This window comes from Streptomyces sp. NPDC040622 (assembly GCF_055593965.1).
On the sequence record NZ_JBVIXD010000001.1, the window covers coordinates 441,762 to 456,554 of the forward strand.

13 protein-coding genes are annotated in these 14,793 nt (G+C 71.9%); 7 read left to right on the plus strand and 6 right to left on the minus strand.

The features are described 5' to 3' along the window. Positions 1 to 155 precede the first annotated feature (155 nt). The 6 genes from ACZ592_RS02045 (at position 156) to ACZ592_RS02070 (ending at position 7,098) form a co-directional block, all read left to right on the plus strand. Positions 156 to 1,070: an AurF N-oxygenase family protein gene (locus ACZ592_RS02045; RefSeq protein ID WP_471579539.1), complete on the plus strand. Its 915-nt coding sequence runs from the start codon at positions 156 to 158 to the stop codon at positions 1,068 to 1,070. A gap of 73 nt (positions 1,071 to 1,143) precedes the next feature. After that, positions 1,144 to 2,817, plus strand: a complete 1,674-nt coding sequence (locus ACZ592_RS02050; protein ID WP_471579540.1) for an FAD-dependent oxidoreductase — start codon at positions 1,144 to 1,146, stop codon at positions 2,815 to 2,817. Positions 2,818 to 3,130: 313 nt separating this feature from the next. Continuing rightward, positions 3,131 to 4,087 carry a DUF5829 family protein gene (locus ACZ592_RS02055; RefSeq protein ID WP_471579541.1) on the plus strand — a complete coding sequence of 319 codons (957 nt, stop codon included), beginning with the start codon at positions 3,131 to 3,133 and terminating at the stop codon, positions 4,085 to 4,087. Between the two features lie 255 nt (positions 4,088 to 4,342). Next, the gene (locus ACZ592_RS02060; protein ID WP_471579542.1) at positions 4,343 to 5,209 is read left to right on the plus strand and encodes a calcium-binding protein; all 867 of its coding nucleotides are present in this window, start codon (positions 4,343 to 4,345) and stop codon (positions 5,207 to 5,209) included. A gap of 54 nt (positions 5,210 to 5,263) precedes the next feature. Next, positions 5,264 to 6,253: an ArsR/SmtB family transcription factor gene (locus ACZ592_RS02065; RefSeq protein ID WP_471579543.1), complete on the plus strand. Its 990-nt coding sequence runs from the start codon at positions 5,264 to 5,266 to the stop codon at positions 6,251 to 6,253. A gap of 134 nt (positions 6,254 to 6,387) precedes the next feature. Beyond that, on the plus strand, positions 6,388 to 7,098 hold the full coding sequence (locus tag ACZ592_RS02070; protein WP_471579544.1) for a C39 family peptidase: 711 nt from the start codon (positions 6,388 to 6,390) through the stop codon (positions 7,096 to 7,098). 2 nt (positions 7,099 to 7,100) lie between these two features. On the opposite strand, the gene ACZ592_RS02075 is transcribed toward ACZ592_RS02070, so the two are convergent. The 6 genes from ACZ592_RS02075 to ACZ592_RS02100 all read right to left on the minus strand — a co-directional run bounded on the left by ACZ592_RS02075 (position 7,101) and on the right by ACZ592_RS02100 (position 13,651). After that, positions 7,101 to 8,489: an aminopeptidase P family protein gene (locus ACZ592_RS02075; RefSeq protein ID WP_471579545.1), complete on the minus strand. Its 1,389-nt coding sequence runs from the start codon at positions 8,487 to 8,489 to the stop codon at positions 7,101 to 7,103. A gap of 774 nt (positions 8,490 to 9,263) precedes the next feature. After that, the gene (locus ACZ592_RS02080) at positions 9,264 to 9,809 is read right to left on the minus strand and encodes a glycine-rich domain-containing protein (protein WP_471579546.1); all 546 of its coding nucleotides are present in this window, start codon (positions 9,807 to 9,809) and stop codon (positions 9,264 to 9,266) included. A gap of 39 nt (positions 9,810 to 9,848) precedes the next feature. Further along, a complete protein-coding gene (locus ACZ592_RS02085) occupies positions 9,849 to 11,066 on the minus strand; it encodes a hypothetical protein (protein ID WP_471579547.1) in 1,218 nt (405 codons plus the stop codon). Positions 11,067 to 11,159: 93 nt separating this feature from the next. Further along, positions 11,160 to 11,312 carry a hypothetical protein gene (locus ACZ592_RS02090; RefSeq protein WP_471579548.1) on the minus strand — a complete coding sequence of 51 codons (153 nt, stop codon included), beginning with the start codon at positions 11,310 to 11,312 and terminating at the stop codon, positions 11,160 to 11,162. A gap of 126 nt (positions 11,313 to 11,438) precedes the next feature. Continuing rightward, entirely contained in the window at positions 11,439 to 12,959 is a 1,521-nt protein-coding gene (locus ACZ592_RS02095) for a SulP family inorganic anion transporter (RefSeq protein WP_471579549.1), read from the minus strand. A 53-nt stretch (positions 12,960 to 13,012) separates the two neighbouring features. Then, positions 13,013 to 13,651 carry a carbonic anhydrase gene (locus tag ACZ592_RS02100; protein ID WP_471579550.1) on the minus strand — a complete coding sequence of 213 codons (639 nt, stop codon included), beginning with the start codon at positions 13,649 to 13,651 and terminating at the stop codon, positions 13,013 to 13,015. Between the two features lie 397 nt (positions 13,652 to 14,048). Between ACZ592_RS02100 and ACZ592_RS02105 the strand changes: the two genes are divergently transcribed. Then, entirely contained in the window at positions 14,049 to 14,600 is a 552-nt protein-coding gene (locus ACZ592_RS02105; RefSeq protein WP_471579551.1) for an AAA family ATPase, read from the plus strand. The last annotated feature ends 193 nt before the right edge of the window (positions 14,601 to 14,793 follow it).

The following is a 14,793-nucleotide window of genomic DNA, read 5'->3' on the forward strand; positions in this document are numbered from 1 at the left end:
CCGGACCCACCTGCGCCGTTCAATCTCGTACTTACTCGAGGGTAGGCGCACCCGACCCCCTTGTTATACATTCCGTCTAACAAGGGGGTCGCGGCCTGCCGTGCGACAAGGCGCCGTGCCCGCTGCCTGGACGTCTGGAGCCAAGGAGCCGCAGCATGGCAAGCAGCACTGTTCGGCCGAGCACGGAAGGCGAGTCCCCGGAGGGCGATGTGGCCCGGCGGCTGTTGGACTCGGCCGCCGTGCTGGCGTACGACCCGGCCACCGAGGTCGACTGGGAGACGCCGCTGGACCGCGACTTCCACGGCGCGAGCCCGGAGTGGAGCACGCTCTACGGCACCGCCTACTGGCAGGACATGACCGAGGCGCAGCAGAAGGAGCTGACCCGGCAGGAGGCCGCCTCGGTGGCCAGCACGGGCATCTGGTTCGAGATGATCCTGCAGCAGATGGTGCTGCGCGACGTCTACGCCAAGGACCCGACGAGCACCGAGGTCCAGTGGGCGCTCACCGAGATCGCCGAGGAGTGCCGCCACTCCATCATGTTCGCCCGCGGCGCCGAGAAGCTCGGTGCCCCCGCCTACCGGCCGCACCGGTTCGCGGCCGAACTCGGCAGGGTCTTCAAGTCCGTCGCCTTCGGCGAGGCCGCGTACGCCGCGATCCTCGTGGCCGAAGAGGTCCTCGACGTCATGCAGCGCGACTGGATGCGCGACGAGCGGGTGGTGCCCTTCGTCCGCACCATCAACAACATCCACGTCGTCGAGGAGTCGCGGCACATGAAGTTCGCCCGCGACCAGACGCGCAAGCGGCTGGCGGGCGCGGGCCGGGCACGCCGCCAGATCAACGCCCTCATCATCGCGATCGCGTCGTACGTCATCGTCACCAGCATGGTGAACCGCAAGGTGTACGCGAACGCCGGACTCGACGAGGAGCGCGCGCTCGCCGAGGCGAAGGCGAACGAGCACCACAAGTCCATGATGCGGTCCAGCTGTTCGGGCCTCATGGAGTTCCTGGCCTCGTGCGGCCTGCTCACCAAGCCGGCCCTGGTGTTCTACAAGCGCGCCCACCTCATCTGAGCGCGGCGCACCACCTGATCCGACCGATCCGATCCGCCGCGACGGATCCGAGCCCGAGCTGAGCCGACGGACCATGACCTACGCCATCACCCAGACCTGTTGCAACGACGCCACCTGCGTCGCCGTGTGCCCGGTCAACTGCATCCATCCCACCCCGCAGGAGCGGGCGTTCGGCAGCACGGAGATGCTGCACATCGACCCGCGGACATGCATCGCCTGCGGCGCCTGCGCCGACGCCTGCCCCGTCGACGCGATCTTCCCCGTGGACAGCCTGCCGCTCGCGCAGAAGGAGTACGCCGGGATCAACGCGGCGTACTACGAAGGCGACGCGGGGGCCGACGCGGCCGTCGGGACGGGCGGGCCCGCTTCTCGGGGACCGAACTTCCACACCTGGGGCGAGCCGGACTTCCCCCGCGTCCTGCCCGCGGACTTCGCGCCCCTGAAGGTCGCCGTCGTCGGCACGGGCCCCGCCGGGATGTACGCCGTGCAGGACCTGCTCCTGCACACCAGCACCGAGGTGACCCTGATCGACCGGCTGCCGGTCGCGGGAGGCCTCGTACGCTACGGCGTGGCACCGGACCACCCCGCGACCAAGAAGGTCGGCGACACCTTCGCGCGCTTCCACGCGCACCCGAGGGTGCGGATGCACCTGGGCCTCGACGTGGGCACGGACGTCACCCCGGAAGAGATCGCCGCCCACCACGACGCGGTGATCTACGCCGTGGGCGCCTCCGCCGACCGCCGCCTGACGATCCCGGGCGAGGAACTTCCCGGCAGCATCTCCGCGACGGCGTTCGTCGCCTGGTACAACGCCCACCCGGACGCGGCGCCGGACGGCATCGACCTGTCGGCGGAGCGCGCGGTCGTCGTCGGCAACGGCAACGTGGCCCTGGACGTCGCCAGGATCCTGCTCGCCGACCCCGACACCCTGGCCCGCACCGACATCGCCGACCACGCGCTGGTGGCGCTGCGCGAGAGCAAGGTGCGCGAAGTGGTGCTGCTCGCCCGCCGCGGACCCGAGGACGCCGCCTACACCAGGTCCGAGCTGCTCGCCCTCAAGCACCTGCCGGGCGTCGACCTCGTCGTCGACGACCACGACCCGCGCGTCGGGCGGGCCGTCGACGACGCCGTTCCCCGGAGCAAGGCCGCGGTGCTGCGGGGTGTCACCCGCACACGGGCCGACGGGGAGCGGCCCCCCGCGCCGGGCCGCAGGATCGTGCTGCGCTTCCACTGCGAACCCGTCGAAGTCCTCGGCACGGAGCGCGTGGACGCCGTGCGCGTGACGACGGACGCGGGGGAGCGGACGCTGCCGATGGGCCTGCTGCTGCGCGCGATCGGCTACCGCGGTGTGCCCGTCGCGGGGCTGCCCTTCGACGAGGCCGACGGCACCGTGCCCCACGAGGGCGGGCGGGTCGAAGGACGGCCGGGCACCTATGTCGTGGGCTGGATCAAACGCGGCCCCAGCGGCGGCATCGGCGCCAACCGCACCTGCGCCGCCGAGACCGTCTCCACCCTGCTGGCCGACGCGGTCGCGGGCGCGCTGCCCGCCCCGCGCCACGCGACCAGGGCCTTCCACCGCCTCGCCCGTCGACGCAACCGGCAGGTGGTCGACGCGCGCGGCCTGGCCGCCATCGAACGGGCCGAGGTCACGCGCGGCCGCAGCGCGGGCCGCCCGCGCGTCAAACTCGCCACGGTGGCCGAGCTCGTCTCCACGGCGAGGTCGGGCCGGGCGGGTCTGCTGCGCTGACGAGAACAGCGGAAGGCCCGGACTCCCTGAGGAGTCCGGGCCTTCTCTCAAGAGCGCTGGGCAGGCCTTGCACCTGCATCTCCCCACAGGAAGTGGGGCGCCTTTCCTTGGACCACCAACGCCGGGCCCGCTACCGGTACTTCGGCGGCGCGCTCAAGATCGACTGTACCCCACGGTCCGGGCAGGAACGAAATCGTCCGCCGCCGGCCCGTATCCCCGTGCGTCATGGCACGGGCGTCCGGGACGAACTTTCTCGCGCCGCCCTCCCCGGACTGGCAGCGTCCGCGGGCCTGCCCGTCCTACGATCGCCTGCATGCTGCTGCGCCGGAAGTCGCGTTTGGTCATGGCCCTCGTCGTGGCCCTCGCCGCCGCCCTCGTGTGGGCGGTCGAGGGCAGTGCGTGGGCGTCGCCGGACGGCGGGAGCCGTCCCTCCTCCGATCGGCAACTGCTGTACTACAACCACGCCTACGGTGTCCTCGACCGGGAGACCGCCGACGCCATCGAGCACTCCGACTATCTGCGGACGTTCGCGAACTTCCAGGTCCGCACCACGACCGGGTCCGACGGCCAGACCTGGACCGGCCGCTACCTGATGGGCCGTGAGACCTACCTCGAACTGTTCGGGGTCGGTGACCTGCCCGGCAGGGACGGCGACTTCGGCGCCACCGGAATGGGTCTGTCGGTCGAGCGCGAGGGTGACCTCGCGACGGTCCGCGAGCGGGTGCGGGACCAGGGCGTCACCCCGGCCGACTTCCTGCAGACGCGCGACTTCGGCGACGGCGTCCCGGTGCCGTGGTTCGACGGCTTCTTCGTCATCGCCGCCGACCAGTACGACTCCTTCGGCGCCTGGTCTATGGAGTACCGGCCGGAGTACTTCGCCGACCCGCGGAGCAAGACCGAGCCGGCCGCCCACCCCGGCGACGTCGGGCGTGAGCGCTACCTGAACGACGAGTACCGCGACCGTCAGATGCGTGACGTGACCTACCTGCGGCTCGCCGCCTCGCGCCGCGACGTCGCCAGCACGGTGCCGCTGCTGCGGGCCGGCGGGTTCGACGTGCGGTCCCTGCCGGGGGACGGTGCCCTCGCACGGCGGGGCGGCACCACGATCCGGCTCGACGCCGCGACCCGCGAGGAGTCCGGGCTCCGCGAGGTCAGGTTCTCGCTCAACAAGGCCGCGAAGCACCGCCACGAGGAGCGGATCGGCCGCTCGACGCTCACCGTCGGCCCGGGGACCGGGGCCGCGTGGACGTTCGACGCGCCCGGCAGGTAGAGCGCGAGACTCCCGTGCCGCGCGGGGCCGGCGCGGGAGCACGCCCCGATGGCCGCATACCCCGGGTGAAGATCGGCCGAGCCGCGCGGGAACACCGCGTGGCACCCGGTCGTACGGCGATGAACCCCTGGTGAACAAGTGGTATCCCCGGGCAACGGAGGCCCGTGGGAACCGTCTGACCCGGGTGAGGTGGGACCACCACCGACGGCACCCGAGGTGCCGACCGCATCGCCGAACTACCTTGGAGAACCACGCATGTTCGCTCGATCGTTACCCCTCCGGCGTCCCCGTCCGCTCGGCATCGCCGCCGTGCTGGTCTGCTCCGCGGCCGTCACCGCCCTCACCGCCACGCCGTCCCTGGCCGCCCCGGCCGCCGCCCCGGCCGCGACCGTGGAAGCCGTCTCCGGATCGCGGCTCGAGTACAACGCCGCCGCCGGGCAGACCAACGAGCTGGCCGTCTCGACCCGCTACCGCGCCACCGACGAGAACCACGGAGTGTTCGACGTCACGCTCGACGACCGGGTCGCGATCTCCACCGGGCCGGAGTGCAGCCATCCGGACCGGGCCGACCGGACGCGCGTCACCTGCACGATCTCCGAGCCCGGCGACAGGGCATCCGACCTGTTCACCCTCGCCGTGCACGTCGGGGACAAGGACGACACGGTCACCGTGGCCTCCGGGAACCGGGCCTACCTGCAGTTCCACGGCGGCTCGGGCAACGACACCCTCAAGGGCGATGGCCGCGTCGCCCAGCACGGCGACGAGGGCGCCGACCGCCTCGAGTCGGGCGGCGGCGTGTACGGCGAGGGCTCCTTCGGGGGGCCGGGCAACGACACGCTGACCCGCTGCCGCTACGACTGCGACGGCGGCCCGGGCAACGACACCCTGCGCGCGGTCGCCGGTGCCGACGGGCACACCTTGACCGGTGGCGACGGCGACGACACCGTGTACGGCAGCGCCGACGGGGAGAAGATCCTCGGCGGGCGCGGCAACGACAAGCTGTACGGCGCCGAGGGCGACGACACCATCTACGGCAACAGCGGTGACGACCTGCTGCACGGCGGCCCGGGCAACGACACCCTGTCCGGCGGTCCCGGCACGGACCGCGTGTACCAGGACTAGCCGGGACGCGGGCGCCCGCGGGGCGGGGCAGGGGCACAGGGGGAGGGGCAGGCCATGTTGCGGGTGCACTTCACGGCACAGGACCTCGCACGGGTGCGGGTCGCCCCGGGGCCCGACTATCTGTGGGAGATCACCAACAGCGTCCAGACCCTCCAACGGCGGGACGGCGCGCGGGTGTTCGGCGAGTGGCGTCGCTGGGCGCTGCCGCGCCTCTCGGACAGCAGCCGGCTCCTGGCGCCCCTGCTGCCGCCCCGGGGTGACTCACCGGACTTCCTCACCCCCACCCACGGCGACTGCGCGTCGCTCCAGGCGGCCGTCGACACCCTCGTCAGCACGCCCCGGCCGCGCCTTCGCGCCGATCTGACGCGGGTGGCCGCGGCCCGACGGCTGCCCGGCTGGACGCGGTCGCTCGCGGGCGGGGACCGGGACGCCCTGCGGGAGTTGGGGCGGGCCCTCCAGACGTACCACGGGGAGGCCCTCGCCCCGTTCTGGCAGCGCATCCGCGCACACGTCGACGCCGACCGCGTCGTGCGGCTGCACAGCCTCCTCGACGGCGGCACCGAGGCCCTGCTCGTGGGACTCGGGCCACGGTTCCGCTGGCGGCCGCCGGTGCTGGAGGCCGACTATCCCGTGGAGCACGAACTGCTGCTGGACGGGCGCGGGTTGATGCTGCAGCCGTCGTTCTTCTGCTGGCCCACACCCATCACGCTGGCCGACGGGGAACTGCCTCCCGTCCTGGTGTACCCCATCGACCACGCGGCGGACTGGATCGGTGACCCGCACGCCGACCGGCCGGGCGGCGACGCCCTCGGTCCGCTCATGGGGCACACGCGCGCCGCCGTGCTCCGGGCGGTCCGCACCGGCGCCTCCACCGTCGAGCTCGCCCGCCTCCTCGCGGTCACGCATCCGGCCGTCAGCCAGCACGTGAAGGTGCTGCGCGCGGCGGGCCTGGTGACCACGGTGCGCCGGGCCGGACGGTCCTTCCACGTGGCGACCGCGGAGGGGCGTGCGCTGTTGCGCGGCGGTGCACGCGGGCCGCGGTGAGCGACGGGCCGTAAGCCCTGGCTTTCATCCGTTGCGACTGTCATGGGCATGAAGCGATGCTTGGCGGGCTCTCGCACGCGCATCCCCCCTCGCGGTTCCCCCGCACCGCGCCCCCACGCACCCCAGGAGTCCGTATGCGTAAGAGACTTGTCGCCACCGCTATCGCCGTGGCCGCCGTCGGCGCCCTCGCCTGCCCGGCCGCGGCCCAGACGGACCCCACGCCCCGGAAGAGCGTCTCCGTGCTCGCACACGGCTCACACGCCGGCACCGCCGTCGTCAGCGGCCACAACGAGCCGGGCACGCGGCTGCGGATCGGCGGTGCGCAGACCGCGAGCACGCACACGCTCCCGGTCGACTACCAGGTCCAGGAGACCGGTTACTGGTGCGGTCCCGCCGCCACCCGTATCGCCCTGTCCGCCCGCATCGCCCCGCCGAGCCAGGGATCCCTGGCCGCGCAGCTCGGCACCACCGAGGCGGGCACCGACCACATCGGGCAGGTGACCGGCGTGCTCAACGCCAACCTCGGCACCGGCTGGTACGAGACCAAGGAGATGCCGAACGACCCGCCCACCCAGGCCCAGAAGGACCTGCTGTGGCGCGACATCGTCCTGGACATCGACAACAACTACCCGCTGGTGGCCAACATCGTGGCCCCGCCCGGCAACCAGCCGCCCGGCTACCCGTCGGACCAGACGATCTACCACTACTTCACGGTCATCGGGTACGACGACGCGAACGGCACGGTCCTCATCGCCGACCCCGCGTCCTTCGGCGGCAACCAGATCTACTGGCTCTCCTTCGACCAGCTCGCCACCCTGATCCCGCCGAAGGGGTACGCGGCCTGACGTCACAGGGCCCCGTCGAGCAGCGCGCCCATCCACTCCTCGATGTCGGCGACGGTCCGCGGCAGGGCGCCCGACATCAGCCGGGCGCCCTGTGATGTGACGACGAGGTCGTCCTCGATCCGTACCCCGATCCCGCGCAGCTCGGCGGGGAGCGTCTCGTCGTCCGGCTGGAGGTAGAGGCCGGGCTCCACGGTGAGGACCTGACCCTCCTCCAGGACACCGTCCAGGTACGTCTCGGCCCGCGCCCTGGCGCAGTCGTGGACGTCGAGCCCGAGCATGTGGCCGCTGCCGCACAGGGTGTAGCGGCGGTACAGGTCGCCTTCCGGGTCCTTGAGAACGCCCCAGTCGGCGAGTCCCTCCGCGACGACGCGCATGGCCGCCCGGTGGAAGTCACGGAAGCGGGCGCCGGGGCGCAGCGCCGCGATGCCCGCCTCCTGGGCGGCGAGCACCAGCTCGTAGACCTGGCGCTGGACCGGCGAGAAGCGGCCGGACAGCGGCAGGGTGCGGGTGATGTCGGCGGTGTAGAGGGTGTCCGTCTCCACGCCGGCGTCCAGGAGCAGGAGTTCGTCGCGGTTCAGCCGCCCGTCGTTGCGGATCCAGTGCAGGACGCAGGCGTGGGCGCCGGAAGCCGCGATCGTCTCGTAGCCGGTGCCGTTGCCCTCCGCGCGGGCGCGCAGCCCGAACACCCCCTCGATCCAGCGCTCTCCGCGCGGGTGGGCAAGCGCGCGCGGCAGGGCGCGGACCACGTCCTCGAAACCGGCGGTGGTGTGGTCGACGGCCACCTGCAACTGCTCGACCTCCCAGGCATCCTTGATCAGGCGCAACTCGGAGAGCGCGGCACCCAGTTCGGGATCGTTGGTGGCATCACGACCGGTCGGCGAGCCCAGGGTGTCCAGGTGGGCGCACCGGATGCCGGTGAGCCGCTCCGCCTCGGCGAGGTCGGGCCGGCGCCCGACCCAGAACTCGCCATAGCGCCGGTCCCGGTAGAACTCCTCGTCGCCGGCCACGCGCGGGGACCTCGGCCGGAGGTGGAGCACCGACTCGTGTCCGTGCGGTCCCGAGGGTTCCAGGACCAGGACGGCACCTGCCTGGTCCTCGCCGGTGAGCCCGGTCAGCCAGGCGTACGCGCTGTGTGGGCGGAAGCGGTGGTCGCAGTCGTTCGAGCGGACGGTGAGGTCGCCCGCCGGGACGATGAGCCGCTCACCGGGGAAGCGGGCGGAGAGCCGGGCCCGGCGCGCCGGGGTGACGGCGTACGCGGCTGCCCGTGCGGAGTCCGGGAGGGGTGACGGTGCCCAGGACGCGGCCATGAAGCGGGACAACTCGGGGGAGATGGCCAGGTCATGGCTGCCGGTGTGCAGCGCCGTGGTGGGGCGGGGGCCGGAATCGGTCACGAGGACTCCCTGAAGGCGAGGGGACTACGGGACGGCGGGGCGAGGCGGAGGAGGGCGGTAGGGATACGGAGACCGCTCAGTAAAATGTCACATTACTATGGCGCGGGTGGTGGCCAAAGGTGTTGTGACGCAAGGGAGTTGCCGTCATGGCGCACGGGAGCAGCCGTCCCGGAGGCTGATCGCAACCGCCGTGAGCAGACCGGTGCGGTCGGCGACGCCCCCGCCCGGCGATGTCGAGGGCGGTGCGTACGCCTTGAGGGCGATGGGACGTACTCGACCGGATCGGCACGTCGGCCCGGCAGATCTCACGGCGGTGTGCGGCCGGACCGTTCACGCTCTCCTGCGGGCCGACGCTCCTCAGGCGCCGGCTCGTCCCGCGCCTGCCCGACCTGACGGTGAGCGCGCCGGGCGTTACCGTCCACCTGTCCGCGGGCGGGCGGCGGCCCGGTCGCCTTCGAGCGGCACGGCATACCTCGTGATCCGCGGTGAGGTGCGGTAACAGAGCCTGGAGCAAGCCTGCTTGACCTCCAGGCCGGCGTGGCGTGGGGTCGGGGGTCTCTCCATCGCCTCGTCCGCCGCGGCCCGCGACGACCGGGCGCGGGGCAGCTCGTCGCCCCTGCGGATTCGTGGCCGACGGAACCGGCTGTCACCTGCTCGGCCTCGGGCCGCCGGCCGCCCGAGGGGGACCACGCGTACTCCTGCCGACGTCGTGGCTGTGCGAGCGGACGGCCGGACCGGAGACCGGGGCGGGGCTGAGTCCGCCCCGGGGCGGACTCAGCCTTCTGCGGTGCCGGCCAGGGACGCGATCTCCGTCAGTGACAGCTCCAGTTCGTCGTGCAGGAACCGCACGACCGTCCAGTGGGGCAGGCCGTCCTCGTCGTAGGGCCCGAACGCCGCGGTGTAGAGCGGGATCCATCGCAGCGCCTCCTCCGCGGCCGTCTCGCGCCCCGGCTCCTGCTGGTAGCTGTCGTAGGACACGCTCCGGTGGTGGATGAAGTGCCTGCCGGGCAGTCGCTGTTCGCACAGCTCCTGGTACTCGCGGGTCTGCAGGATGAGGTAGTGCCAGATCTCGTCGATGTCCTGCTCGACGGGGAGGAAGAGGCCGCCGAGCCGGTCGGGGTGGCGGGAGACCAGGTACAGGTAGCGCAGGCACTCGCGGACCTGGTGGGTGACGACCGCGGCGGCCGGGGCGTCGGGTTTCGCGGCGAAGTACCGGACCACCTCGTCGTGCAGGGTGGCGCCGAGCAACGCCTCGGCGGTAGGGCCCTGTTCGGTGTCGAGGGCGGTGGCGGAGGGGGCGTGCGGTGCGGGTGTGTGCATGGCGTGATCCTGTCGGGGGTGCGTTCGCCGGGGCGGTCGCTACGGCGTGGTCAGCCAGGCGTACTTGCCGGAGCGTCCGATGGGCACGTGGCTCTGGTGCTCCACCTGGCAGGACCGGGCAGTCAACTCGCCTACCGAGGTGGCAAGTTCGCTCTCCTCGGCGGTGGTGAGCGGTGTGCCGTCGAAGGTCGTGTACCGGAGCAGGCCCTGTCCCTCGCCGGGGAGGTGCAGCTGGTGCAGGAAGACGCGCGGCGACGCGGCACCCACCCGCGCGTCGAGATCGGCCTGGGCGAGGGGGCCGCGGGGCGTCGGCAGCAGTTCCTTCTCGCGGCCGCAGAAGGAGACGATCCGCTCCGGGTCGGTGCTGCCGTCGCCGGTACGGACGCAGTCGCCCGACCGGTAGCGCACCAGCGGCATGTACGGGTTGCGGACGCTGGTGACGATCAGGCTGTGGATGCCGCTGCCCGGCTCCACCGGGATCAACTCCACGCTCATGCCGTGCAGATAGGGACGGTAGCCGCCGTCGCCGTCACTGTAGAAGAGGTAGCCCAGTTCCGTGCTGCCGAAGAGGTCGACGACCGGGCAGTCGAAGTGGGAGCGCAGATACGCGCGGACGTTCAGCGGCGTGTACTCGTAGGCGTGCACGATCCCGGCCGGCCGGGGAAAGCGGTCCCACAGGTCCCACTCGGAGATCCTGCGGACCAAGTGCGCCAGGTGGTAGCCGGAACAGTCGAGGAGGTACGAGCCGTCCGGGTGCGCGGCGCTCACCTCACGCATCTCGGCGATCATCCGCTCGACCTCGGCGCGGTCCCAGTCGGCGGGGTCCAGCCGCCGGTTGAGGTACAGCGTCCGCTCGTCCAGCCAGCGTTCGCCCGGGGTCGCGCCCGGCTTGCGGGCGTTGACGCGGGCGACGTGCTCGGTGGCCAGAACGGTGGTGAGCGAGATCCGCCGGCCTCCCGCGTGCCAGAGGGCACCGAGTTCGGGGTGCTCGCTCCACAGGCGGTAGTACGAGCGGAGCAGGAAGTACGGCGGCCGGATGAGCTGCATCCGGGCGTGGTTGGTCCCGGTGGACAGCACGAACTCGGCATCGCCCGTCTCCAGGGCACGCTCGAGATCGGGTGTCATCCAGTTGGCGGGGAAGTCCCGGGCGATCTCCGGCTTCTCGAGAATCGGGAAGTCGCCGCGCTCGATCGACGCGCGGTAGAGGGGGATGTCCCGGACCTGGTCCAGGACGTCGGCGCTCGGCAGGCGGTTCAAGGGGGCTCCGGTGCGGGGCAGGGGGCGGGGGAGTGAGGGCCGGGGCGGTGGGGACGGAAGAAGCCGCCCCCACCGCCCCGCCGGGTCAGTGCATCAGGAGATACAGCCGGTCTTGCCGGTCGCGCTGATGCAGCCGCTCTTCGGCGTGGCGCTGATGCAGCCTTCCTTCGTGCCCTGGGCCGAGTTGGCGGCGACCCACTTGCGCCACACGGACTCCTCCGTCATGCGCTTGATGAGCTGTTCCATGGTGAAACCTCCATGATCGGTCGGCACACTGTGCCGAGTGAGGGGGTGGGATCACCGGGTGACGAGCGTCGGTGCCCGCCACCCGGAGCTGGGACAACGATGAGCCGTGACCGGTACGGGGGTCCGTCAGGACCCGGCCACCGGGGCCGTCTTCATCCGTACGGCTTCCGTATCGCTGTCGTTGTGCCGCAACGCCCAGTTCTCCAGCGTGGTGCGGCAGGCGTGGTCCAGATGGCGGACGGCCGTCAGGTCCAGCTCGATGGGCCGGTCCTTGGGCATGGCCTCCAGCGTCTCCAGGATGCGCGGGAGGCGCAGGAAGGTGGCGTTGCCCGTGAGCGTCACGATCATCCGGCCGTCGGTCAACTCCCGTACGTCCAGGTGGACATGGGAGGTCTCCCAGGCGGACTTGGCCACCGCGAGCACGAGGCCGAGCACCACGCCCTCGAACATGTTGGTGGCCACGATCGCGATGGCCGTGACGGCGAGGATGACCGCCTCGCCCCGGTGGGCGCGGGCGAGCGGCACGATCTCCTTGACGGGGATCAGCTTGCAGCCCGCGTGGACCAGGACGCCGGCGAGGGCCGCCAGCGGGATGATGCCGAGCGCGGCCGGCAGGAGCACCGCGAACAGCAGGAGCCACACGCCGTGCAGGATCCGGGAGAGCGGCGTGCGTGCACCGGCCTGGACGTTGGCGGAGCTGCGGACGATGACCGCGGTCATCGGCAGGGCCCCGAGCACTCCGCACACGGTGTTTCCGACGCCTTGGGCGAGAAGTTCCTTGTCGTACTGCGTGCGCGGACCGTCGTGCATGCGGTCCACGGCCGCCGCGCTGAACAGCGACTCGGCGGAGGCGATCAGGGTGAACGCGAGAACGGTCCCGAGAACCGCCACGCTGCCGAGGTCGGCCAGGTCGCCGAGGCCCGGGGGCTGGATGGCGTCGACCATGCCGCGCACCGACACGTTCGCCACGTCGAGGCTGAAACCCGTGGTGACGGCGGTGGCGAGGGCGACGGCGGCCAGCGGGGCGGGCACCACACGGACCGCCGAGGGCAGCTTCGGCCACAGTACGAGTACGGCGATGGTGCCGAGACCGACGGCCGCGGCGGTCAGCGCCGTGGTGTCCTGCACGGTGTCGACGAGCAGGCCCGGCAGTCCGGCGATCTTGTCGATGCCGGAGAGCGGCTGCTTGGCCCCGGCCATCGTGTAGAGCTGGCCGAAGATCAGCACGAGGCCGATGCCCGCCAGCATGCCCTGGACGACGGAGACCGATATCGCGCGGAACCACCGGCCGCAGCGCAGCAGGCCGAGTGCGACCTGGAACACGCCGGTGAGCAGGACGATCGCGCCGAGCATGGGGAGCCCGAACTCGCGCACCGCCTCGAAGACGAGCACGGTCAGTCCGGCGGCGGGGCCGCTCACCTGCAGGGCACTGCCCGGCAGGCAGCCGACGACCAGGCCGCCGACGATGCCGGTGACCAGGCCCAGCTCGGCGGGGACGCCGGAGGCGACGGCCACGCCGACGCACAGCGGCAGCGCGACGAGGAAGACGACGAGTGAGGCGAGGATGTCCCGGCGCAGCACGCCCGGTTCGCGCAGGGCGCGGAAGGGCGAGCCGAGGGGGGAGGGGTGCGGGGGATGGGAGGACATGAGGGTGGGGGTCCTGTCGTGGGAACGGGCCGGTCAGCGGGTGGCGGCAGCCCTCACAACGGACCGAACGCCCGGTGGCCGTCGCCCGACCGGTGGGCGGTGACGGTGCCCGTGTGGACCTCGTAGTACCAGGCGTGCAGGGTGAGCGAGCCGTCGTCGGTCCGCTCCCGCACGCAGGGGTAGGCCCGCAACCGCTCCACCTGGGCCAGGACGTGCGTCTGCACGGCTTCCGCCACGTCGGGGGAGGTCGGTGTGAGCGAGCGCAGGGCGTCGTCGGGGGCGACGGAGTGCTCCAGCCAGTCGCGCACGGCGGGCACGGCCGACAGGTCCTCGCCGCGCACCAGTGCGCCGACGGCGCCGCAGTGGGAGTGTCCGCAGACGACGATGTCGCGGACACCGAGCACGCAGACCGCGTACTCGATGGTGGCCGCCTCGCTCATGGGCCGGCCGACGTCGTCGGCGGGTGCCCCCGAGGGGTAGGGCGGGACGACGTTGCCCGCCGTGCGGAGTTCGAAGAGCTCGCCGGGGCGGGCTCCGGTGATCAGGGCCGGGACGACACGCGAGTCGGAACACGTGACGAACAGGGCTTCGGGTGACTGTCCGGCGCCGAGGGCTTCAAAGGCCGAGGCGTTCCGGGGGTCCGCGACGTGTGTCGTCGCGAACGAACGTGCGTTGTCGATCAGGGACTTCAAGGTGGCCTGCCTCCTGCGTCACTGCGGCGGTGCCGGGACGCGGTGTGGTCGGGTCGATGGTGACGGCGGGACGACGTTGTCCCGTTCCGGGCAGCGGGCGGTGCTCGCCCCCGGTGACAGCCTGAGAGGCCGACGTGACCTCCACTTTGCCATCGCATTACTGTCTGATGACAGAGCAAAAACTTGCCAAAGATTGAGTAATTCACGCCCCTGAGCTGGGACTTGGTACATCAATCAACCGTTGGGTAAAGATCGCGGTGCAGATTGTGTGCGCGGCGTGAAGCACATTTGTTCGCACTGCGTTGCATCCGCACGGTTTCGGGGCGGCGCGCGTGGTCCGCCGGATGTAGCATCCTGCGATCCACCGTTCCACCGGGCGAAAGGGAGCAGAGAAGGCATGCCGGAAAACTCGTTCCAGGGGCAGGTCGTCGACGGCGAACCGGCCCCGCACGTGTTCCTCGTCGTCGGTGTACCGGGGTCCGGCAAGAGTTCGGTGTCGGCGGCCCTCGCCCGGCGCTTCCCGCTCGGCGCGCACATCGAGGGCGACCATCTCCAGGAGCTGATCCTGTCCGGCGGCCGGCTGCCCCAGCCGCACGAGGACCGGGAGGCAGACCGCCAACTGCTGCTGCGCGCCCGCAACGGCGCGGTCCTCGCGCGCAGCTTCCACGCCGCGGGTGTCGTGTCGGTCATCGACGACGTGGTGGTCCGGCGCGCGCACCTGGAGTTCTACCGGGAGCAGCTGAAGGGCCTCCCGCTGCGCCTGATCGTGCTCGCCCCGTCGATGGACGTCGTCTCCCGGCGCCTGACCGCGCGGGACAAGGTCCTCGCGGACGACTGGTCCTTCCTGGACGAGGCGATGCGGGGCGAACTCGCGGGCGAGGGCGAGTGGTTCGACAGCTCCGGGCAGACGCTGGGCGAGACGGTCGACGCGATCCTGGCGAAGCGCTGAACGACGGAGCGGCGAGGCCCGCACCCCTTCACCCGCACCCCTCCACCCATAACGCTCCATCCGTAACGGGTCGCGTGTTCCGGCTCAGCGGAACCGCTCCCCGGTCCCCGTGCACACGAACGGAGCACATCCGCGCCGTCCTCCGATGCGGCCCACCGGAGGGTCTGTGACGATGGCCGGAGTCGGCGGCCCG

What these genes read in the sequence shown, in the direction of transcription:
- ACZ592_RS02065 (WP_471579543.1), top strand. Translation starts at nt 5,264, where the DNA reads ATGTTGCGGGTGCACTTCACGGCACAGGACCTCGCACGGGTGCGGGTC.
- ACZ592_RS02080 (WP_471579546.1), bottom strand. Translation starts at nt 9,809, where the DNA reads ATGCACACACCCGCACCGCACGCCCCCTCCGCCACCGCCCTCGACACC.
- ACZ592_RS02070 (WP_471579544.1), top strand. Translation starts at nt 6,388, where the DNA reads ATGCGTAAGAGACTTGTCGCCACCGCTATCGCCGTGGCCGCCGTCGGC.
- ACZ592_RS02055 (WP_471579541.1), top strand. Translation starts at nt 3,131, where the DNA reads ATGCTGCTGCGCCGGAAGTCGCGTTTGGTCATGGCCCTCGTCGTGGCC.
- ACZ592_RS02105 (WP_471579551.1), top strand. Translation starts at nt 14,049, where the DNA reads ATGCCGGAAAACTCGTTCCAGGGGCAGGTCGTCGACGGCGAACCGGCC.
- ACZ592_RS02095 (WP_471579549.1), bottom strand. Translation starts at nt 12,959, where the DNA reads ATGTCCTCCCATCCCCCGCACCCCTCCCCCCTCGGCTCGCCCTTCCGC.
- ACZ592_RS02050 (WP_471579540.1), top strand. Translation starts at nt 1,144, where the DNA reads ATGACCTACGCCATCACCCAGACCTGTTGCAACGACGCCACCTGCGTC.
- ACZ592_RS02060 (WP_471579542.1), top strand. Translation starts at nt 4,343, where the DNA reads ATGTTCGCTCGATCGTTACCCCTCCGGCGTCCCCGTCCGCTCGGCATC.
- ACZ592_RS02090 (WP_471579548.1), bottom strand. Translation starts at nt 11,312, where the DNA reads ATGGAACAGCTCATCAAGCGCATGACGGAGGAGTCCGTGTGGCGCAAG.
- ACZ592_RS02045 (WP_471579539.1), top strand. Translation starts at nt 156, where the DNA reads ATGGCAAGCAGCACTGTTCGGCCGAGCACGGAAGGCGAGTCCCCGGAG.